Raw genomic sequence first — 20,110 nt, 5'->3', positions numbered from 1 at the left:
CAGCCGCCCGGGCGTCTACGGTGCCCTCCATGGGCTGGGAGCTGTGGGTGACGATCACTGCCGTGGTGATCGCGCTGGTCGCGCTCACCGTGGCGCTGGTGCTCTGGCGGCGGGCGCACCCCCGCCCGGCCTCGGGCGCCGAGGCCGAGGCCGTCGACGCCGAGGAGCGCGAGGTCGGCCAGCAGGTCGCCGTCGTCGTCAACCCCTCGAAGGAGGGGGCAGCGCAGCTGGTCGCGACAGTGCGGCGGATGTGCGCGGAGGCGGCGCTGCCGCAGCCGCTGTTCTACGAGACCACGGTCGAGGAGCCCGGCGGCCCCCAGGCGCAGCAGGCGATCGCGGCGGGCGCCGACGTCGTCGTGGCCGCGGGTGGGGACGGGACCGTGCGCGCCGTCGCGAGCGCCATGGTCGGCAGCGACGTGCCGATGGCGGTGCTGCCGGTCGGGACCGGCAACCTGCTCGCGCGGAACCTCGACGTGCCGCTCGCCTCGGTCGAGGAGGCGATGGCCGTGGTGATCGGCGGCCGCGAGCGCCACATCGACGTGGGCTGGGCGCGTGTCGCGGAGACCGACGTCGGCCCGGACGGCGAGCCCCGACCCGATGCGGCGACCGCCGGCGACACCCAGCTCTTCCTGGTGATCGCGGGGCTGGGCTTCGACGCGGCGATGGTGGCGGACGCCGACGACGACCTCAAGCGCCGCGTCGGCTGGGTGGCGTACTTCCTCGCCGGCGTGCGCCACCTGCACGGGCACCGCATGCGGGTGCACGTCAGCGTCGACCACGGCGAGCCGGTCGCCGCCCGCCTGCGCAGCATCATGATCGGCAACTGCGGCCGCCTGCCCGGCGGGGTCACCCTGCTGCCCAACGCCGTGATCGACGACGGGGTGCTCGACCTCGCCGCGATCGACACCCGCGGCGGGCTCGCCGGCTGGGCGCAGCTGCTCGGCGAGGTGGTGATGCAGGGAGCAGGGCTGCACAACGACCTGCCCGGCAAGATCGGGCGCATCGAGCACGCCCGCGCCAAGCACACCCGCATCCGCGTCGAGGGCGGCGAGCACGCCCAGGTGGACGGCGACCCGATGGGCCGGGTGATCGAGCTGGAGGCGTGGGTCGACCCAGGCGCGCTGATGGTCCGGGCGGTGTAGCACCGGCCTCCTTGGGGAGGCCCGGCCCCGGCGCGTCTGGGCCCGACGGGATCCCGCGACGCGCCTGGGCGGAAGCCAGTCGATCCGCGCAACTTAGGCTGGGCGCGTGATCCTCCGTGCCCGGGCCGTGCTGACCTCGCTGGGGGCCGCGCTGCTGGTCGCGCTCCTGGGCATGACGACGCTGCTCGGCCTTGCCGCGCCGGCCGCCGCCGCGCCCTCGCCTGCCGCTGCCGGCGACCCCTCCCCCGTGGTGCTGGTCGCCGTCGCCGGCCTGCAGTGGTCCGACGTCGACGCCGACCGCACCCCGCACCTGTGGCGCCTGGTCTCGCAGGGCTCGGTGGGGTCGATGGCCGTGCGAACGCTGACCCCCACCTGCCCGCGGGACGCGTGGCTGACGATCTCCGCGGGCAGCCGGTTCGTGTCCCCCCGCGCCGCGGACGGCGAGCCTGCCGCCGCCGACGCCTGCCGCGCGGTCCCGTACCCGTCCCCGCAGGTCGCGTCGGCAGACGGCACCCCGGGGCCGGCCGTGGTCGAGGACTGGGCGGACGTGCTGCGCTCCGACGAGCGCGGCTCGTACGGGACGCCGGGCGCGCTCGGCACCGCTCTCGCCGCCGCGGGCACGTGCACGACGGCGATCGGGCCGGGCGCGGGGCTCGCACTGGCCGACGACGCGGGCCGGCTCGCCCGCTACAGCCCGTCGATCACCGGGGTGAGCGCGGTCGAGCTCGCCGCGTGCCCGGTGACCGTGATCGACGCCGGTGCGCTGCCGGACCGAGCGAGCGGGCGCTCCGAGGCGCTGCGCGAGCTCGACGCCGACCTGGGCAAGGTCATGGCGGCCGCGCCGGACGGCACGCGCGTCGTCGTCTCGGGCGTCGCGGACACGCCGCTGGGGGCGCCCACGCTGCAGGTCGTCGTGGACTGGACGGCGCCCGGCGGCGCCGAGCCCACGTGGATCGACTCGCGCTCGTCGCGCTGGCAGGGCATCGCCGTCCTGGACGACCTCTCGGCCACGCTCGGCGGCCCGGCCACCGGGGACGGCAGCGTGCTCGAGGCGGGCGAGGTGCGGCGCATGACGACGTCTCGCACCGTGGACAACCGGCGCTACCTCACCGTGCTCACGGACACCGTCGCCCACCTGTCGCCGGTGCTCGTGGCGGGGCTGGGCGTGGCGAGCGCGGTGACGCTGCTCGTCGTCGGGCTGCGGCGGCGGCGAGCGCGGGCCGGCGTCGGCACGCCGCGGCTCGGTGCCGCCGTCCTGCTCGTGACGGCCGCCGCGCCCGCGGGGGCCACGCTCGCGACGCTCTCCCGATGGTGGGTCTGGCCGGCGCCGACCACCGCGCTCGCGGTGGCGGTCGCCGTCGGCACGCTCGCGGTCGCGCTGGCCGCCTGGTACGGGCGCCTGCTGCTGCCACGGTCGCCGCTGCGGCTGGCGACGGCGGTGGCCGGGCTCACCTGGCTGGTGCTCACGGTCGACGGCGTCACGGGGACCACGCTGCAGCAGGGCTCCCTCCTCGGGCCGTCGCCGGCGTTCGGCGCGCGGTTCTTCGGGTTCGGCAACACGGTCTTCGCGGTCTACGCCGTCTCCGGGCTGGTGCTGGCGTGGGGCCTGGCCGCCGTGCTGGCGGCGGCCGGTCGCCGTCGGGCGGCCGTGGCCGTCGTCGCGACGCTCGGCGTGGTGACCGTCCTGGTCAACGTGCTCCCGCGCTTCGGCGCCGACGCGGGCGGGCTCGTCGCGCTCGTCCCGGCGTTCGCCGTGCTGCTGTACGGGTTCACGCAGCGGCGGCTCAGCCCCCTGCGCGCGACCGTCGTGGTGGTGGCCGTCACCGTGGTCGCCGTGGTGGGCATCGCGCTCGCGGTCTGGCTCAGCCCGGGCCACGGCTCCCACCTCGGCGCGTTCGTGCAGCGCCTGCTCGACGGCGGCGCGCTCGCCGTCGTGCGGTCGAAGGCGGCGGGGGCGTGGGCCACCGTCGCGTCCGTGCCCGGCGTGCTCGCCGTGCTGGGCTGCGCTGCTGCGGCGTGGGCCACGCTGCGGCCCGAGCATGCCCGCCTCGACAGCCTCGCCGCGGTCTACCGGGCCGAGCCGTCGGTGCGCACGCTCGTCGGCGCCCTGTGGACGGCCGCGGCGGTGGGCACCCTGGCGAACGACTCGGGCATCGCGGTCGCGCTCGTCGTCCTCCTGGCCGCGACCCCGACGCTGGCCGCCGCCCCTCTCACCGAGCCCGTCGTGGATGCAGGAACGGGGACCCTGGCGGACGCCGGGAGCCCCGCTCCTCGACGCCCGGCCGAGCGCGCGGCCGGGGTGGCGGGCGCGCTGCGTGCGCCCGCGCGGCTCGTCGCCGTCGCCTGCGGGATGCTCGGCGTGCTGCTCCTCGGGGCCGTGGTCGTGCCCGCCTCGAACACGGTGACCCGCGCGGGCGACGTCACCCAGGGGGGCACCGACGTGCTCACGGGCGACGCCCCGGTCGTCCTCGTCGGGACGGCGGGCGTCACCTGGGCGGACGTCTCACCCCGTGCGACGCCCACCCTGTGGTCGCTGCTGCGCGACGGCGCCGACGCCGGTGGCGTGACCCCCGCCGTCGTCGACACCAACCGGCAGTGCTCCGGCGCCGGGTGGCTCGGCCTCTCCGCGGGCCGCACCGTCGTCACCGGCACGCGCGAGGGCGCGAGCTTCGCCTGCGAGCCCTGGTCCGTCTCCGCGGACGGGCAGGCTCCCGGCGAGGCGCGCGTCGACGGCTGGGACGCGCTGACCGCCGCGCAGTCGAGCTCACCGTTCCGGCCGCGCCTCGGCACCCTCGGCGAGGCGCTCGGCTCGGCAGGCGTGTGCGCCACGGCCGTCGGTCCCGGGGCGGCGCTCGCGCTCGCCGACCAGGACGGCGCCGTCGCGCGCTACGTCCCCGCCGAGCAGCTCACGGCCGACGCCTTCACCTGCCCGCTCACGGTGGTCGACGCCGGGGCGGCCCCGAGCACCGAGCCGGACCGCGCCGCGGCGCTCGCCGAGGTCGACGCCACCGTGCGGCGCGCGCTCGCCACCGCTCCCGACGGCGCGACGGTGCTCGTCGTCGACGTCGGCGACCCCGCCACCACGGCGCCTGCGCTCGGCGTCGGCCTCGTCCAGGGCACCAGCCCGGCCGCCGCGCGCTACCTGTCCAGCGCCGCGACCCGCTGGGAAGGCGTGGTGCGGCTGCTCGACCTTCCCGTGTCGCTCGCCGCGGCCCTCGACATGCCGCAGCCCGCGGACTTCGCGGGGAGCCCGGCGCTGTCGGCCGGCACCCGCCCGACCGGCGCCGAGCAGACGGTGCACGAGCTGGCGCTGATCACCGAGCGGGACCGCGCCCTCCGGCGCGTCGCCGGGACGACGACGGCGATCCCGCTGTGGATCGGGCTGGGGGCGTTCGGGGCGGCGGTTCTGGTGCTGCCGCGGCTGCGGCGCCGGGCGGCAGACGAGGCGGACACGGACGGCCCCCGCACCTCCGCCGCACGACGCCGCGAGCGGCGGGTGCGGCTGGCGCTGGACGGCCTCCTGCTGGTGCTGGCGTCGATCCCCGCCGGCCAGTTCCTCATGGGCGCCTTCTCCTGGTGGCTGCCCTCCGCGTCGCCGGGCCGGCTCTGGGCCGCGCTCGTCGCGAGCACGCTCCTCGTGGCGGCGGTCGGCGCGCTCGCCCCGCGGCGCCCGGCCTGGGCGGCGCCGACCGTGATCGCGACGATCACGTTCGTGCTGCTCACGATCGACGCCGTGCTCGGCACCCCCCTGCACCGCGGCAGCCCGCTGGGCCCGTCGCCGACGCTGGGCGGCCGGTTCTTCGGCTTCGGCAACCCGACGTACTCGGTCTACGTGGGCGCCGGGCTCGTCGCGGCCGCCGGGCTCGCAACGCTCGCCGCCGGCCGGTGGGGACGCCGGTGGGCGGGAGCCGTGGTCGGTGTCGTCGGGATCGTCGCGATGGTGATCGACCTCTGGCCGGACTTCGGCGCCGACGTCGGCGGCGGGCTCGTGGTGCTGCCGACCTTCGCGGTGCTGGCGCTCGCCGTCTCGGGCGCGCGCGTCACGTGGAGCCGGCTGCTCGCCGTCGCCGTGGCCGGCCTGGTGCTCGTCGCCGGCATCGGGGTGCTGGACTGGATGCGGCCCGTGACCGAGCGCACGCACCTGGGGACATTCGTGCAGTCCGTCATCGACGGGTCGGCGCTCGACACCGTCTGGCGCAAGGCGGGCTTCGCGCTCCGCACCGTGACCCGCGGCCCGGAGGCGTGGATCACGCTCGCGCTGCTCGTCGCGATCATCGTGGTGCTCGTCGGGTGGCTGCGGGCCGGGTGGCTGGACCGGGCCGCGGCCGACTGGCCGACGCTCACGCCGCTGCTCGCGGCGATGCTCGTGGGCGGGATGGCCGGGGCGTTCGTCAACGACTACGGCGTGCGCATCGTGACGATCATGATGTTCACGGTCGTCCCGCTGGTGGGCCTGCTGGTGGTTCGGGGCGACCAGGGGCCGCTGGGCGAGCGGCCGCCGAGAGGGTGGCGAGCCGCTGCCTGACGCCCGGATAAGCGGGCGCATGAGCAATGCCGTCTTCACGCCCGGCACCGTCGTGCTCACTGCGCGCGGCCGCGGTGCAGTCGTCGACGTCCGGGCGGGCCACCGTCTCCGGCAAACTCGTCTTCGGGGTCGAGGACGCCGACGGCGAGGTGACCTACTTCACCGAGAAGGCTCTGCGACTCGCGCCGAGCTAGACATCGGTCGACCTCTCCTGCTCGACCGTCGGGCGACCCTGGCCGTACCACGCCGCGAGCCCCGCAAGGCCGGTCGCGTAGCGGCCCAGATCGGTGACCTCGGGATGGTTGGTCACGATGGTCAGGAGCTCGGCAACAGCCTCGTCGTGGCGCTCGACCTCGTTGAGCGTGAGGGCCCGGAAGATTCGGACCGAGTCGGAATCCGGGAACTCGCGGGCGGCACGGTCGAGCACCTCGAGCGAGGCGTCGTCCTCACCGAGCCACCGCAGCGTGCTGCCGTACTGACACAGACAGCGACGCAGGCTCTCGCCCGTGAGCCGAGGCGGAGCGCCTCCTCGTAGCGAGCTCGCGCCTCGGCTTCCCGACCCGCCGTGTCGTAGGCGCCGGCGACCTCGTACGTGAGGACCGGATGGCCCGGATTCTGGGCTAGGAGCTCCTCGAAGTAGGCGATCGTCGGCGCCATGTCGCTGCGATCCCGGCGCTCGTAGCCCCGAGCGATCGCAGCCTCGAGCTCGGGAGTCACCGTGGGCGTCATGGGCGCGATGGTAGTTCCCGGGTGACGGCTCCGGCCTCGGGGCGGCCAGGTCGGTCTGCTTGTCCCCTCAGTGACGAACCGTGTCCGACCGGACCCCGCGCACCGCGTCGAATCCTGTCGGCCGGGACCCGCCCGACGAGCGCGGCGACGGCCGCCACCAGGAGCGTGCTCGCGATCAGCGCGGCCCACTGCCGGGCCGGCGACGCCGAGGGCAGCCACCAAGAGAAGGCACCCATGAGGAACTGACCGGCAGGGATCGAGGCAAGGACGAGCAGGAGGGCGTCGAGCGTCGCACGGAGCCGTCGCTCGCGGCGCCAGGCGGCGCCGGCGCCGGGCCGGTCCGTGGCGTCGCGACTCTCCACGCGGTGCGCGGCGTCCGGAGCCCCGCCGCCGCCCGAGGCGTCGGGGCCGTCGACGGCGCTGGCGACGCCACGGCCGTCCGTGCCCGCCGAGCCACGCCTCCGATCGAGCGCCGAGGGCCGCCCGCCCCTGATCGCGGCGGATGGCCGGGCCGTCGAGCGGGCCGAGCTCCTCGGCGACGCGGTCACGTGCGTCGGTGGCGAGCGCTCGAGCCGATCACCGAATAAGCCCCGAGTGAGACCGCGATGACCGTGAGGATCCACGCGAGTGTGTCCGTCGGCGGTTGCATGGGGACGTTCCACCATGCGGGTTGCCCGGCCGGTGTGTAACCGATGGTGCCGAGGGCCATGAAGTAGACGGTGGGGAGCGCCCACGCCAGGTGGGGTCGGGCGAGCACGGCGCCGAGGTATGCCAGTGAGGCCCAGAACAGCAGGCTGCGGGATGTGACGATGACCCTGGCCGGTGAGTGGTAGACGGCAGCGGCAGCGGCTGCGGCGACCAGGCAGGTTGTGAGGGCGGTCGCGGGTGGGTGAAGTGTCCGAACGATCGCGGGCGCTCTCGTGGTCATGGTGTCCTCGTGTGCGCCGCCGCGGGTGTGCCAGGTGCTCGCTGCCAGGATTCCGAGCCCCGCGGTGACCGCGATGCTCAACGGGGTGCTCGAGGTGCCGTCCCAGCTCGTCAGTGACCGGGTCGAGCGCATCGCTGCAACCTGCAGGACGCCAAGGAGGAGGAGGCCGATAGTGAACTGCATGATGTGGTGGGTTCGCGCGTAGAGCCAGATCATCGGCACGCCTTGACGCGTCATTGGTCGGCGTTGTCGACGACGCACGGTACCTGTGCCGACTGCTTCAGAATGTCCGTGGCCCACGCCGCCTGCTGGTGCTCGTCGAGCTGGAGTGCACCGATCGCACCCGCGGCGTCCTGGAACTGGCCGTGGTAGGTGCCGGGTCTGTTGGCGCCGTAGCCCCGGGCGGCCAGCCAGTACGACAACTGACTGGTCAGGGCCCGCAGCCTGTTCCAGTCGGCGTCGTTGTCGGGCCAGCAGTTGTTGGCCGAGCTTGTGGTGTTCAAGACGTCACCCCCCATACCCTCGGCGGCGGACCAGACGCCATCACGCGGTGCCATCCAGGAGAAGGTGTTGGGAGCATAGGCGTTGTCGGACAGCCCCTCCTCGAGGAAGGTGTCAGGCACGGTCAGAACCCCGTCGGCGGCCTGTGCAATACGCGCTGCGACCGGTGTCAGCAACGGAAGGTACGCGGCATGCTCTGGCCACACGCATACCCGCGGTCTGGCGGTCGAGCACACCGGATCCTCGGGAACAGGTCGGGCCACCTGGATCGGGCCGGCGGCAGGGGCAAAGACCACCGCGACGACGCCAGCGACGGCGCATGCTCCGGCTAGCGTCCGCCCGAGTGTGTGGGTGCGGCCCGGCGAGGCCATGGTTGCGATGGATGGCACGAGCGCTGCGCAGATGAGCGCCACGACGGCGATCGTGACGAGGACCCACAGCCGGGTTGTCGAGAGTCCCAAGTTCGGTGGCGCGTTCAGTGGGATGTCGGCGTACGCCGGGACGATATAGCCGGCGCCGGCGCCGGCGAGTGCCGCGATCGGCACCGACGGGCCCGCGCTGCCGATCAGGTGCGCGGCGCTCAGCGCCGCCACCAGTGCCACCGTCGCGAAGGTCACGTAAGACCACCACAGATGCCCAGGCGGGGCCGAGCCTGCGTTGCGGATCGTGACCGCGGCCAACGCCACGGCCATGGGAATCAACGACAGCACCACACCCACCGACAGCTGCATCGCCACCGCCAGCATCCCGTGTCTGCTCAGCCGCAGCGCTGCGGCCGGGGCGTTCACGCGCCGGCGCGCCGCTTCGGCCGCGACCAGGGCGCCCAGGACGATCACGGCGTACCCGGTGGGCGCAGCCGCGTTCGCTGTGGCTGCCGGCCATGCACCCAGCCACATCTGCGAGCGCGAGAACGTCAGCCACACCCAGCCAACCGCGAGCGGCACGATCGCCCACACCAGCGACGAGCGCCGCAGCTCGATCCACCACACCGATCGTCCCGCGCTCACGACACCACCGCCGACCCGTCGTCGACGAGGGCGAGGTACCCGGCCTCGACGGACCCGAACCGGTCAAGCATCTCGGCCAGATGCCCGGCGAACCGCACATGCCCGCCAGCAAGAACCACCACGTGATGGGCCACCGCTGTCACGTCGTCCGTCAAGTGCGTGCTCAGCACGACGCGGGGCGCTTCCAGCCGGGTCAGGACCCGACGGAACCCGGCCCGTTGCGCGGGATCCAACCCGACCGTCGGCTCGTCAAGCACCAGTAGCCGTGGCTCACCGACGATCGCCCCCGCGATCCCGGCCCGCTGACGCATCCCCCCAGACAGCCGACCCATCCGCGTACCGACTTCGCCGCCGAGCCCAACCACGTCGACCGCCCGCGCCACTGCGGCGCGCCTCGAGCGGGCTGGCACGGCCCGCAGCCACGCGAGGTACTCCACGTACTCCCCGACCGTGAACCGCCCGTCGAACCCGAACCCCTGCGGCAGATAGCCAATCGACGCTCTGGCCTCGAGCCGCTCGACCCGGGTGCGCACAGGTCCGCCGGCAAGCACCACTTCGCCGGCGCGGGGGCGCAGGTCGGTCACCAGCGTGCGCATCAGCGTCGACTTGCCTGCACCATTGGGTCCCAGCAGCGCCGTGATTCCCGGCTCAAACACGCACGAGACTCCGTCAAGCACTCGACGACGCCCGTATCCCTGAACGATGTCCCGCAGCCCGACATCCACCGCTTGCCTCCACTCACGTCACGACCTGGGAACACAGGTGGGCCGGTGCAGGCCACATCGCCTGCACCGGCCCGCCTCCGATCTCACTGCCCCAGGTAGGTCGCCGTGTTCCCGGTCACCTTGAAGGTGCACTCCCCACTCGAGACACCATTCTTCGTGGTGCCCTTCGCCAGGCTCGCGATGGGCCCAGTCTTGTCAAGCTGGGCCTGGCACGCAGCCCGGTCTTGGTAGCGGCCCGCCGCAGAGACGTTGATGCAGTTCATCGAGAACGCGGTGCTGAACCACTGCGCCGTGCACCCGTTCACGGTGTTGCCCACGCCATCCGCGCTCGCCACTGGTGCGACCGCAAGCACGATCGCCGCGCCTACCCCAACAACCCACACCCACGCTTCACGCTGACCCGCATAAGTAACTCCTCCCAACTTGGATCGCAATGCCATCGAGCTGCTCTAGCGACGAGGAGCGTTCCACCCCGTCGAGCGCCCTGTCAAGGGGCAAGTCCCGCGTTTCCGCAGGTCAGCAACACGGCGCCGTCTTCGAGGCGCACCATGGTGGGCGAAGATTCGGCACCGTTGCTGTGTTGCCGTGCGCTGTGGTCGGCGCCGATCCTGGTAGGGCTCGTCGCGGTCGACCCCGACGTGCTGCTGGTCAACGCCCGGCACGTGAAGAACCTGCCCGGGCGCAAGACCGATGTCGCGGACGCGACCTGGCTCGCCCAGCTCGGCGCGCACGGCCTGGTCTCCGGGTCGTTCGTGCCACCGGCTCCGATCCGGGCGTTGCGGGACCTGACCCGCACCCGGACCGCGATCACCCGCGAGCGGTCCCGGGAGGCGCAACGGCTGGAGAAGCTCCTCGAGGACGCCGGGATCAAGCTGAGCTCGGTCGCCTCGGACATCCTGGGCGTGTCCGGTCGGGGCCCTGCTCGAGGCCCTCATCGCCGGGCAGCGCGACCCCGACCAGCTCGCGGACCTCGCCAGACGCAGGCTGCGGGCCAATAACCCGCAGCTGACCCAGGCCTTGCAGGGCAGGTTCGGCGAGCACCACGCGTTCCTCGCACGGGTGCACCTGGACCTGATCGACCAGCACACCGCCGCGATCGACGCGCTCACCGGGCGGATCGAGCAGGCGATGGCCCCCTTTCGCGGGTTCCGGGACCTGATCTGCTCGATCCCGGGAATCTCCACCCTGACCGCGGACGTGATCATCGCCGAGATCGGCGGCGACATGTCCCGCTTCCCCACCGCCGGGCACCTGGCCTCCTGGGCCGGGACCACCCCGGGACACAACGAGTCCGCCGGCAAGGTCAAGTCCTCGGCGACCCGGCCAGGCAACCCGTACCTGCAAGGCGCGCTCGGCGCCGCGACCATGGTCTGCGGTGCCTTCGACAACGACCCCGGCGCCGACTACTTCACCCGCCGCAAGCCCGACCAAGCCCGCAACGGGCGCCATCGCGCAGCTTGAGTCCCTCGGATACACCGTCACCCTCGAGCAAGCCTCCTCACGCACAAGTGGATGGGAGGTCGCGCTCCGGATCGCGCGCGACCCGGAGCGGCCGCGTCCCAGCCACCCGGCTCATGCGGCGACCCGGGTCGGCGGCACGGGCGCGCCTCAGCGGTGCACGGTGTCTTTAGCGGTGGACGGTGTCCGACCGGACGCCGCGCACCGCGTCGAACGCGCCGCGCACCCGACGTGCGTTGACCGCGACCATCACGTCCCGGTACTGCGCCGCGCGGTGCAGCTGGCCCTTGAGGTCGTTCGACGACGCGCGGTGCTTGAGGTCGCACGGCACCTCGACCGCGACGTACCCCTTGCGCAGCAGGTCGATCGTCATGCCGGTCTCGACGCCCCAGCCGCGGGCGAGGGGTGTCGCCGCCTCGAACGCCTCGCGCGTCAGGCACCGCATGCCGCTCAGCGGCTGCGTGGGCGTCCAGCCGGTCAGCGCGTGGATCGCGCGGCGCGCGGCGCCGACGACGATGCCGCGCCCTCCCGCGCCGACCTGCGCCGGCAGCAGGGCGATCGCCACGTCGGCGACCCCCTCGCGGACCGGCGTCACGAGGGGCGCGGTGTTGACGGCCGTCTCGCCGAGGTCGCCGTCGATGAACAGCAGCAGGCGCTCGGGGCGCCCGGGCGCGTCGCGCATCGCGACGACAGCCGCTCCCGTCTCCATCGCCGCGGCTTTGCCCCGGTTGTGCGAGTGCCGCACGACGACGGCGCCCGCGGCCCGCGCGGCGTGCTGCGTGTCGTCCTCCGAGCCGTCGTCGACCACGAGCACGAGGTCGACGTGCGGGATCGCCCGCGCGGAGCGCACGGTCGCGGCGATGCGCTCCTGCTCGTCCTTGGCCGGGATCACCACCGCGACGCGCTGCACCTCACGGACGGCGCGCCCGCCGTGGGGGCGGGGTGTCTTGGCGACGGGCAGATCCACCGGCGAGGTGGTCTCGGCCTGCCCGTCACCCGGGCTCGTCTCCAGTTCGGGGTCGGTACGGCCCCGCACATGGTCGGAGTTCACACGTCCTGCCTGCAGGGTCGAAGGATTAGGGCTCCCCGCGGCGGAGGGTTCCGTCGTCGGGATGAGTAGTGCAAAGGATTACCCGCAGAATGCTACTCCCCCGGTAGCAGAATCCCCCGACCGGTGGCGTCCCCGCAGGTGGCGCAGCGGCGTCAGCGCAGCGTCACCTGGCGGGAGACGATGCCGGCGCGGGCCCGGCGCTGGTTCGCGTCGAGCGGCTCGGTGACGGCGAGCGCCGCCTCGAGACGCGCGCCGAGCTCCGCGGCGGGCTGCTCGACGTCGGCGGCCTCGGTGCCGGCGGGCAGCTCCCACACCGGGACGACGAGACCGGCAGCGCGGAACATGCCGAGGAAGCGGCCCTCCCCGCCGTCGGCGAGCTGCAGCGCGGACTCGCGCTGGGCGTGCAGGCGGGCGAGTGCGTCGACGACGGCGTCCTCGTCCTCGGTGCGCGCCCAGCGCAGGAACTCGCGGCTCATGCGGCACCAGTACGCGTGCTGGACGGAGCCGAGCCGGACGGTGGGGATCGTCGCCTCGGCCGCCTCGGCGAGCGACGCGTCGACCTCCGCGCTGCGCTCGGCCGTCGCGTCGACCCAGAACTCGTAGTCGTCGTGCACCGTGACCGCGAACGGGACCGCGAGGTCGAGGATGTCCTGCAGGCGGGGGCCGTCCGATGGCTTCGCCTGGACTGCGGTGCCCGGCTCGGCGTCGAGCGCCTCGAGCAGCGCGCCGGCAAGGTCGCGCGACAGGTCGCCCGAGCTCGGCGCACCCTGCACGGCGAGCAGCACGGTGCCGTCCGGGCGGTGCATGGCCGTGAACGCGCCGGGCAGCATCGTCACGACGACGACGGGGTGCCCGCCGTACTCCTTCGTGGTGCGCGCGGTGCCGGTCGCGGCGGGCACGATCTCGCGGAACGCGACCCAGTCAGGCTCGCCCGGCAGCCCCTCGAAGGGACGCAGCACGAAGTCGGTCGAAGTGCTCTTGGCCATGTGCGCGATCCTAGCGGTCTGCCGCGTCGCGGGAGCTGCACGCAGGCTCCCGCTCGCTTGCCCTGGTGCGCGGGACCCGCGTTGCTTACCGTCGTCCTGTGGATGCTCGATCCCCGGGGGCGGCCCTGGTCGCCGACTACGAAGCGGGCGTCGGCGTCGAGGCCGACGACCCGTCCGGTCTCGCCGTCGCCGACGACGGCCAGCCGTGGCTCGCCGCCACGCTGCCCGCGCTCGATCTGGCCACCGGATCCGTCCAGGCGTTGCGGCGCGCGGCCGGCCGGGCGGGCGCGAGCGGGCCCGTGGTCGACGCGCCGCTCGCCCTGCTGCGCGTCGCCGCCGCGTTCTCGTCCGAGCGCCTGCTGCGGCTCGACGGGCACGAGGTCGCGGCGTTCGCACCGCTCTCCGGGTTCTTCCACACCGTCGACGGGTGGGTCCGCACGCACGCCAACTACCCGCACCACCAGCACCGGCTCCTGGCCGCCCTGCACCTGCACGGCGGCGGCGGTGGAGCCCCGGCGCTCCACGGCGTCGGGCCCGAAGACCTGACGCAGGTGCTCAAGGTCCTCACCGCGCAGGAGGTCGAGGACGCGGCGATGAGTGCCCGCGCGGTCGCCGTGCGGGTGCGGACGGAGGACGAGTGGCGCGCCTCGGCCCCGGGTGCCGCCGCGGCAGAAGGTCCGCTGGTGCTGGTCGCACCGCGTGACGAGCGACCCGGGCACCTCGACGGCGGCAGACCACCGGCGAGCGGCGCACGGCCGCTCACCGGCGTCCGCGTGCTCGACCTGACCCGGGTCGTCGCCGGGCCGGTCGCGACGCGGGCGCTCGCGCTGCTCGGCGCCGACGTGCTGCGCGTCGACCCGCCCGTGCCCGCCGAGATCCGCTGGCAGCACCTCGATACCGGGCAGGGCAAGCGCACCGCCCTGCTCGACCTGCACGACGAGGGCGACTTCGCCCGCGCGCAGAAGCTCCTCGACGAGGCGGACGTGCTGGTGACCGGCTACCGACCAGGATCCGTGGAGGCGCTCGGGCTGCGGGTGCCGCGCGGCGTCGTGCACGCCCGCGTGAGCGCGTGGGGCGAGACCGGCCCGTGGGCGGGGCGGCGCGGGTTCGACTCGATCGTCCAGGCGGCGACGGGGATCGCGATCATCGAGTCGCTCGGCGGCGAGGCGCGCGAGACGGCCCGGCCCGGGGTGCTGCCGGCGCAGGCGCTCGACCACGCCTCCGGGTACCTGCTCGCGGCCGGCGTGCTCGACGCCCTCACGGCGCGAGCCGGCGACGGCCAGGGCCGCGACGTCGTCGTCTCCCTGGCACGGACCGCAACCTGGCTGCTCGACGCGGAGGGCCGCGACCCGCAGCACCCGCCGGCCGCGGCGGTGCCGCTCATGGCGGCGGTGAGCCACGGCCACGCCCCGGAGGTCACGACGGCGCGCCCGGCCCTTCCGGGCTTCGACGACTACTCCGGGCCGGCCCACGCGTGGGGCACCGACCACGCGCGCTGGGTATCCGCGTAGCCGGGCATCCGCGTAGCCGGGCGTCCGTGTAGCCGAGCGAGCCGGCTGCCGGCTGACGCGCGTCACGCTCAGCCGAGCTGGGCGACGAGCCCGTTCACCCTCGTGCCGTAGCTCATGCGGATGCACGGCAGGGCGAGCTTGTCGGTGCCCGCGTGGACATAGCCGTGATGGGTCGTGCGTGCCATCGCGAAGCCCGCCTCGCGGAGCCCCTGCTTCGCCGCCTCGTCGTAGTCCCCGAACGGGTAGGCCATGACCTCCTTCACGCCGAGGATCTTCGCGGACTTGCGCATGTCGGCGGCGATCTGGTCGGCGGAGTAGTTGACCATCTTGCCCCGGCCGTTGGCGCCGGCGTCGTGCATGTCGTGGGTGTGCGAGCGCTGCAGCACGTAGATCGACGGCGACGGTTCGCTGCGCCACCTCGTGATCACGAACGACGTGGTCAGCAGCTTGTGCTTCTCGATGATCGGCACGCCCAGCTCGAGCCAGGTCGTGTCGGCGTCGTCGTCGGTGATGATCACCGAGTCGTGGGGCAGCGCGAGCTTCCCGTCGATGAACGCGCTGAGCTCGTCCCACGTGGGCAGGTAGAAGTGGTGGTCGGCGAGGTAGGCCATCTGCGCGTCGAAGTCGCCGGTGTACATGTAGTTCCGCCTGAGTGAGCCGGGCTCACCTGCGGGGTTGGTCGTGAACCGGTGGTACAGCAGGATCGGCACCCCGACGTCCGCCGCCTTGACCGCGGCCGGTGTCGTCCATGCCGCGTAGAGCGTGACCTGGCGACCGGTGCAGGTCACCACGTCCGCGCCGTTCACGCGCGACGGCGTGTCGGCGGAGGCGGCGGCCTTCGGCGACGCGTACCAGCCGGCGAACACGGCGCCCGTGCGCCGAGGGATTGGCAGGTACCGGTAGAGCTTGCCCTGGGTCTGCAGCTGCGGGCCGTGGGTGATCCCGGCACCGGCGAAGCTGACCGCGCAGGCCTTGGGGTCGGTCCTGGTCTCCAGCAGCGCTTGCGCGGGCGTCAGCGGCGTGGGTGTCGGACTGGGAGTGGGAGAGGGTGTCGTTGCCGTCCGCGTCGTGGCGGAGGCTCGAGAGGCGGATGCGGGGGGCGCGGTCGCTGGGTGCAGCAGCGCGAGCGCCGTCAGCGCGGCGATGGTCACGGCGGCGGCAAGGCTCAGCGCGATCCCGAGACGCTGCCGACGTCTCGAGCGGTGCGTGGGTGGAGTCGACTCCATCGTCATTTCCTGTCCGGTGCCGCATGGCGCACGCCGCTGCGATCGTAACGAGGGGGTCGCGGACTCGCCCGCGGGTCCGAGCGGCCGTCAAGCGGTTGGCGCCCGTGCGCCCGCGCGGGAACCGAGCGCTTGACCGGGCCGAGCGACCCTCAGGCCTCCACCGCTGCGGCCTGCGCCGTCGTCGCCTCCGCGCCCGTGACGATCGCGCGCTCCTCGGCGCGGGCCCGCGCGACGGCGTCCGCGCGCACCGCGACGATCTGCCCGTGGAGCGCGGCGTGCACGCGCTTGCGCACGTCACGGGCGATCTTCTCGAGGTCGTCCTCGTCGGGCTCGGCGGGGCGACCGAGCGCGTCGACCTCACCCCGCGCCGCGAGCTCGTCGCGCAGCCGGCCGACCGCGGCGTCGATCTCTGCCCGCGCACGCCGCTCGGCGTCGTCCAGCAGCGCGACCACGGCGGCGTCCGCGGCGCGGCCCACCTGGTGCTCGGCGAACTCACGCGCGGCGTCGTCCACGATCTCACGCGCGTGCTCGACGACGGCGCGGGCCGTCGAGGGCACGTGCGCCTTGAGGGCCTGCAGGTCGTAGAGGAGCACGCCCTCGACGTCGGCCACCTCCGGGTCGACGTCGCGGTGCAGGGCGAGGTCCAGCACCACGAGCGGGCGCGGGACGCCGCGGCGGCCTGGTGCGTGCGCGCTGGCGGCGGCACGCTCCGCGACCCGCACGCGCGCCCGCGCGACGGCGGCAGCGTCCAGCACGAACTCGAGCGACGCCTCGGGTGCCCGCTCCTCCCCGGAGCGGTCAGAACCCCGCGAGTCCTGAGGTCGGTGCGCCGCCGACTGGCCAGGCTGCGGAGCCGCGGCGTGGGCCCGGCCGCGGGCGCCCGAGACCGAGACCACCAGGTCCGCCTCCGCGAGAGCCTCGACCAGCGACTCCTCGTCGTCGCCGAGCGCGACCACGTCGTGGCCGTCCGCGAAGACCTGCGCGCGGCCGGACTGCGAGTAGACGCGCACGTCGTCGGAGCCACGACCGCGCAGCGCGGCAACCGTCGCGCCGGCGTACGAGCCCGTGCCGATGAGCACCGTGCGCACGGCTCGCCACTCGGGCAGCGCGTCGGCCGCGAGGTCGAGGGCGAGCCTGACGATCGAACGCCCGGTCGAGCCGAGCGACGTCGAGGCGCCGACCCGCTTCGACGTGCGCGACGCCGTCTGGAACAGCAGCTCGAGGGTCTTGGAGGTGGTGCGCTCCTCGCGCGCGACCTCGAGCGCGCGCTTGACCTGCCCGGCGATCTCACGCTCGCCGATCACCATCGAGTCCAGCCCGGACGCGACGGCGAACAGGTGCTCGGGAACCTCGGAGGAGGTGCGCACCGTGAACGAGTCTGCGGCGGTCGCGGCCGACACGCCCGACGCCGCCGCGACGAGCTCGGCGACGTGCTCGGTCGCGTGCCGCAGCGCGGGGCCGTTGATGGGCGCCTCGACGTCGAGATAGACCTCGAACCGGTTGCACGTGGAGATGACGACGGCGCCGTGCACCGGACCGCACGAGCCCACGACCGTGCGCCCGACGGAGGCGGACCCGGTCGACAGGCGCTCGAGCGCATCGAGGTCCAGCTCGCGGTGGCTGGCGGTGAGGGAGAGCAGTACCACAGTTCCCGGACTCTATTCGCCCGGGCGCGACAGGGCAGAATCCTTGACCGTGACCTCACCCACTCCGGCCGTCGAGCCGTCCGGTGCCACTGTCCCGACGACCCCGGCGCCCCTGCCCGCAGACCACCCGCTCGTCGACGGCCGCACCGCGACGTCGTCGCTGGTCAGAGCCCTACGCGGCGACCGGCCAGAACGTTTGCCGGTGTGGTTCATGCGGCAGGCGGGGCGCTCGCTGCCCGAGTACCGCGAGGTCCGGGCCGGGCACGCGATGCTCGACTCGTGTCTCAACCCGCCCCTTGCGACCGAGATCACCCTGCAGCCCGTCCGCCGCCACGGCGTCGACGCCGGCATCTTCTTCTCCGACATCGTGGTGCCCCTGCGGCTCGCGGGCGTCGACGTCGACATCCAGCCCGGCGTCGGGCCCGTGATGGACCAGGCGTACCGCACGCCCGACGACGTCGCGCGTCTCGTCGAGAAGTCGCTCGACGCCGAGGCGCTGGCGCCGATCCGCGAGGCGGTGCGGCTGACCGTCGCCCAGCTCGGCCACACCCCGCTCATCGGGTTCGGCGGAGCGCCGTTCACGCTCGCCGCCTACCTGGTCGAGGGCCGCCCGTCGCGCGACCACCTCGCCGCCCGCACTCTCATGCACGCCGACCCCGCGACGTGGGACCGGCTGGTCACCTGGACCGCCGACCTCACCGGCGCGTTCGTCCGCGAGCAGGTGCTCGCCGGGGCCTCGGCCGTCCAGCTCTTCGACTCCTGGGCGGGCTCGCTCTCGCTGGCCGACTACGAGGCGCGCGTCGCGCCGTCGTCGGCTCGCGCGCTGGGGCATGTCGCGGACCTCGGGGTGCCGGCGATCCACTTCGGGACCGGCACCGGGCACCTGCTCGAGGCGATGAGGGACGTCCTGACGTCGGCCGGCATCGCGGACCGCGCCGTCGGGGTCGACTACCGCACGCCGCTCGACGAGGCTCTCGCCATGGTGGGCGACGGCATCAGCATCCAGGGCAACATCGACCCCGCGCTGCTCGCGGCGCCGTGGGAGGTGCTCGAGGCGCACGTGCGCGACGTCGTCGCGCGAGGCGCCGACGCCCCGGGCCACGTGGTCAACCTCGGGCACGGGGTGCCGCCCGAGACCGACCCCACCGTGCTGACCCGCATCGTCGAGCTGGTGCACGCGCTGTGAGCGCCGGCGCGGTGGTGGAGAGCGTCGACGCCGTCGTCGTCGGCGGAGGCATCGGCGGGCTCACCGCCGCGCGCACCCTCGTGCGGCGCGGGCTGCGCGTCGTCGTGCTCGAGGCCGACTCCCTGCCCGGCGGCCCGGTGCGCGGCGGGCACTTCGCGACGCTGCCGCAGGTGCCTGTCGACGTGGGCGTCGAGTCGTACGCGGCGCGCGGCACGGCCGTCACCGCGCTCGCCGAGGAGCTGGGGCTCGACGTCGTCACCCCCGCCGCCGCGCAGGCCTGGGGCTACGCCGCCGGGCGCACGTTCCCGCTGCCTGCCGCCGGGATCCTGGGGATCCCCTCGGTGCCGTGGGCTGCCGACGTCCGCCGGGCGATCGGCTGGCCCGGCGTGCTGCGGGCCTCGCTCGACCGCGTGCTGCCCGCACGCTTCGCCGACACGTCCTCGCTCGGGGCGCTCGTGCGCTCCCGGCTGGGCAGGCGCGTCGCCGACCGGCTGGTCACGCTCGTCGCGGCCGGCGTGCACTCCGCGACCGTCGACACGCTCGACGTCGACGCCGTCGCGCCCGGGCTGCTCGACGCGTTCGTGCGCGAGGGCTCGCTGTCGCGCGCCGTTGCGTCGCAGCGCCGAGCCGCCCCCGCCGGGTCGGCGGTGCGCGGCGTCGACGGCGGCGTCCACGCGATCGTCGAGGCTCTGGTGGGCGAGCTCAACGCCGACGCCGAGCGCTGGGCCGCGGCGCCCGACGGCGGCCCGCTCGCCGGGGCGGGCGTGCGGACCGGGCAGAAGGTCGCGGGGATCGAGCGCGACCGCTCCTGGCGGGTGACGACGTCGTCGGGCGCGGTGGTGCGCGCGCCGCGGCTCGTGGTCGCGACGCCGGGGGCGGCTCCTCTGCTGGCCGGCACCGTCGGGGCCGAGGCGCCGACGCCCGCGCCGGGTGCCCCCATCGCGCTGGTCGCGCTGCTGCTCGACGCGCCCGAGCTCGACAGCGCGCCACGCGGCACGGGCATGCTCATCGCGCCCGACGCGGCGGGCGCCGGGGTCACCGGCGTCGCCGCCAAGGCGTTCACGCACGCCACCGCCAAGTGGCCCTGGCTCGCCGGCCGGGTCCGCGCGGCCGCCGGGCCCGGCGTGCACGTGGTGCGGCTCAGCTACGGGCGGCTGGGGGACGGCGAGGCGAACCCCGACGTCGAGCGGGCGACGCGCGACGCGGCGGCCCTGCTCGGGGTCGACCTGGCCGGGCGTGTGCGCGACCACCTGGTGCAGCGCTGGGACGGCTCCTTGCCGCCGCCCACGCCCGCGTACCGGGCGGCGCTCGGCGGCTTCACGGACGCCGTCGAGAAGACGGACGGGCTCGCCGTCGTCGGGGGCTGGGTCGCGGGCACGGGGCTGGCGTCGATCGTGACGCACGCGCAGTCGGCGGTCGCGGAGCTGTAGCCACGGGTGTGACACAGCACGCAGCGAAGCGTTTTCGCACAGCCCTCCCGGCGCGCGAC

At 74.6% G+C, this 20,110-nt stretch carries 15 protein-coding genes and 1 pseudogene; 7 read left to right on the top strand and 9 right to left on the bottom strand.

The window, feature by feature from the left end:
* Window positions 1–29: 29 nt before the first annotated feature.
* The 3 genes from ACO4JP_RS02140 (at window position 30) to ACO4JP_RS02130 (ending at window position 5,861) form a co-directional block, all read left to right on the top strand.
* On the top strand, window positions 30–1,142 hold the full coding sequence (locus ACO4JP_RS02140) for a diacylglycerol/lipid kinase family protein (RefSeq protein WP_425955754.1): 1,113 nt from the start codon (window positions 30–32) through the stop codon (window positions 1,140–1,142).
* A gap of 106 nt (window positions 1,143–1,248) precedes the next feature.
* Complete coding sequence (locus tag ACO4JP_RS02135; protein ID WP_425955753.1) at window positions 1,249–5,667, top strand: hypothetical protein; 4,419 nt, start codon at window positions 1,249–1,251, stop codon at window positions 5,665–5,667.
* A 26-nt stretch (window positions 5,668–5,693) separates the two neighbouring features.
* Window positions 5,694–5,861: a hypothetical protein gene (locus ACO4JP_RS02130; RefSeq protein WP_425955752.1), complete on the top strand. Its 168-nt coding sequence runs from the start codon at window positions 5,694–5,696 to the stop codon at window positions 5,859–5,861.
* Here the strand turns inward: ACO4JP_RS02130 and ACO4JP_RS02125 are convergent.
* The 5 genes from ACO4JP_RS02125 to ACO4JP_RS02105 all read right to left on the bottom strand — a co-directional run bounded on the left by ACO4JP_RS02125 (window position 5,858) and on the right by ACO4JP_RS02105 (window position 9,874).
* Window positions 5,858–6,445, bottom strand: coding sequence for a tetratricopeptide repeat protein (locus ACO4JP_RS02125; RefSeq protein WP_425957034.1), 588 nt, complete (start codon window positions 6,443–6,445; stop codon window positions 5,858–5,860). The genes ACO4JP_RS02130 and ACO4JP_RS02125 overlap by 4 nt on opposite strands.
* Before the next feature lie 495 nt (window positions 6,446–6,940).
* On the bottom strand, window positions 6,941–7,540 hold the full coding sequence (locus tag ACO4JP_RS02120; protein WP_425955751.1) for a hypothetical protein: 600 nt from the start codon (window positions 7,538–7,540) through the stop codon (window positions 6,941–6,943).
* A 17-nt stretch (window positions 7,541–7,557) separates the two neighbouring features.
* A complete protein-coding gene (locus ACO4JP_RS02115; RefSeq protein WP_425955750.1) occupies window positions 7,558–8,814 on the bottom strand; it encodes a hypothetical protein in 1,257 nt (418 codons plus the stop codon).
* Between the two features lie 14 nt (window positions 8,815–8,828).
* Window positions 8,829–9,488 carry an ATP-binding cassette domain-containing protein gene (locus ACO4JP_RS02110; protein WP_425955749.1) on the bottom strand — a complete coding sequence of 220 codons (660 nt, stop codon included), beginning with the start codon at window positions 9,486–9,488 and terminating at the stop codon, window positions 8,829–8,831.
* Window positions 9,489–9,640: 152 nt separating this feature from the next.
* Window positions 9,641–9,874: a hypothetical protein gene (locus ACO4JP_RS02105; RefSeq protein WP_425955748.1), complete on the bottom strand. Its 234-nt coding sequence runs from the start codon at window positions 9,872–9,874 to the stop codon at window positions 9,641–9,643.
* A 318-nt stretch (window positions 9,875–10,192) separates the two neighbouring features.
* On the opposite strand from ACO4JP_RS02105, the pseudogene ACO4JP_RS02100 reads away from it, so the two are divergent.
* A pseudogene (locus ACO4JP_RS02100) lies at window positions 10,193–11,046 on the top strand (IS110 family transposase); the annotation flags it as partial.
* Window positions 11,047–11,184: 138 nt separating this feature from the next.
* Here ACO4JP_RS02100 and ACO4JP_RS02095 read toward each other — a convergent pair.
* Together ACO4JP_RS02095 and ACO4JP_RS02090 are read right to left on the bottom strand one after the other, a co-directional pair.
* Window positions 11,185–11,976: a glycosyltransferase gene (locus ACO4JP_RS02095; protein ID WP_425957033.1), complete on the bottom strand. Its 792-nt coding sequence runs from the start codon at window positions 11,974–11,976 to the stop codon at window positions 11,185–11,187.
* Between the two features lie 242 nt (window positions 11,977–12,218).
* Entirely contained in the window at window positions 12,219–13,052 is an 834-nt protein-coding gene (locus tag ACO4JP_RS02090; RefSeq protein ID WP_425955747.1) for a DUF5926 family protein, read from the bottom strand.
* Between the two features lie 98 nt (window positions 13,053–13,150).
* Between ACO4JP_RS02090 and ACO4JP_RS02085 the strand changes: the two genes are divergently transcribed.
* A complete protein-coding gene (locus tag ACO4JP_RS02085) occupies window positions 13,151–14,563 on the top strand; it encodes a CoA transferase (RefSeq protein ID WP_425955746.1) in 1,413 nt (470 codons plus the stop codon).
* Window positions 14,564–14,631: 68 nt separating this feature from the next.
* Here the strand turns inward: ACO4JP_RS02085 and ACO4JP_RS02080 are convergent, their stop codons facing one another.
* Together ACO4JP_RS02080 and ACO4JP_RS02075 are read right to left on the bottom strand one after the other, a co-directional pair.
* Window positions 14,632–15,789: a polysaccharide deacetylase family protein gene (locus ACO4JP_RS02080; protein ID WP_425955745.1), complete on the bottom strand. Its 1,158-nt coding sequence runs from the start codon at window positions 15,787–15,789 to the stop codon at window positions 14,632–14,634.
* Between the two features lie 149 nt (window positions 15,790–15,938).
* On the bottom strand, window positions 15,939–17,435 hold the full coding sequence (locus ACO4JP_RS02075; RefSeq protein ID WP_425955744.1) for a glutamyl-tRNA reductase: 1,497 nt from the start codon (window positions 17,433–17,435) through the stop codon (window positions 15,939–15,941).
* Between the two features lie 49 nt (window positions 17,436–17,484).
* Here ACO4JP_RS02075 and hemE point away from each other — a divergent pair, with 49 nt between their 5' ends.
* Window positions 17,485–18,621, top strand: coding sequence for a uroporphyrinogen decarboxylase (gene hemE / locus ACO4JP_RS02070; protein ID WP_425955743.1), 1,137 nt, complete (start codon window positions 17,485–17,487; stop codon window positions 18,619–18,621).
* The gene (locus ACO4JP_RS02065) at window positions 18,618–20,051 is read left to right on the top strand and encodes a protoporphyrinogen/coproporphyrinogen oxidase (RefSeq protein ID WP_425955742.1); all 1,434 of its coding nucleotides are present in this window, start codon (window positions 18,618–18,620) and stop codon (window positions 20,049–20,051) included. Before hemE ends, ACO4JP_RS02065 begins: the two co-directional genes overlap by 4 nt.
* The last annotated feature ends 59 nt before the right edge of the window (window positions 20,052–20,110 follow it).

It is taken from the genome of Xylanimonas sp. McL0601, assembly GCF_049852175.1.
In the GTDB taxonomy this organism is placed as follows: Bacteria; Actinomycetota; Actinomycetes; order Actinomycetales; family Cellulomonadaceae; genus Xylanimonas.
Note: the sequence above shows the minus strand (reverse complement) of the source record. Positions and strands in the feature narration are given on the sequence as shown.

Excerpts from the sequence above, each read along its gene's own strand:
- ACO4JP_RS02080 (WP_425955745.1), bottom strand. The coding sequence starts at position 15,789 with ATGGAGTCGACTCCACCCACGCACCGCTCGAGACGTCGGCAGCGTCTC.
- ACO4JP_RS02120 (WP_425955751.1), bottom strand. The coding sequence starts at position 7,540 with ATGATCTGGCTCTACGCGCGAACCCACCACATCATGCAGTTCACTATC.
- ACO4JP_RS02140 (WP_425955754.1), top strand. The coding sequence starts at position 30 with ATGGGCTGGGAGCTGTGGGTGACGATCACTGCCGTGGTGATCGCGCTG.
- ACO4JP_RS02090 (WP_425955747.1), bottom strand. The coding sequence starts at position 13,052 with ATGGCCAAGAGCACTTCGACCGACTTCGTGCTGCGTCCCTTCGAGGGG.
- ACO4JP_RS02130 (WP_425955752.1), top strand. The coding sequence starts at position 5,694 with ATGCCGTCTTCACGCCCGGCACCGTCGTGCTCACTGCGCGCGGCCGCG.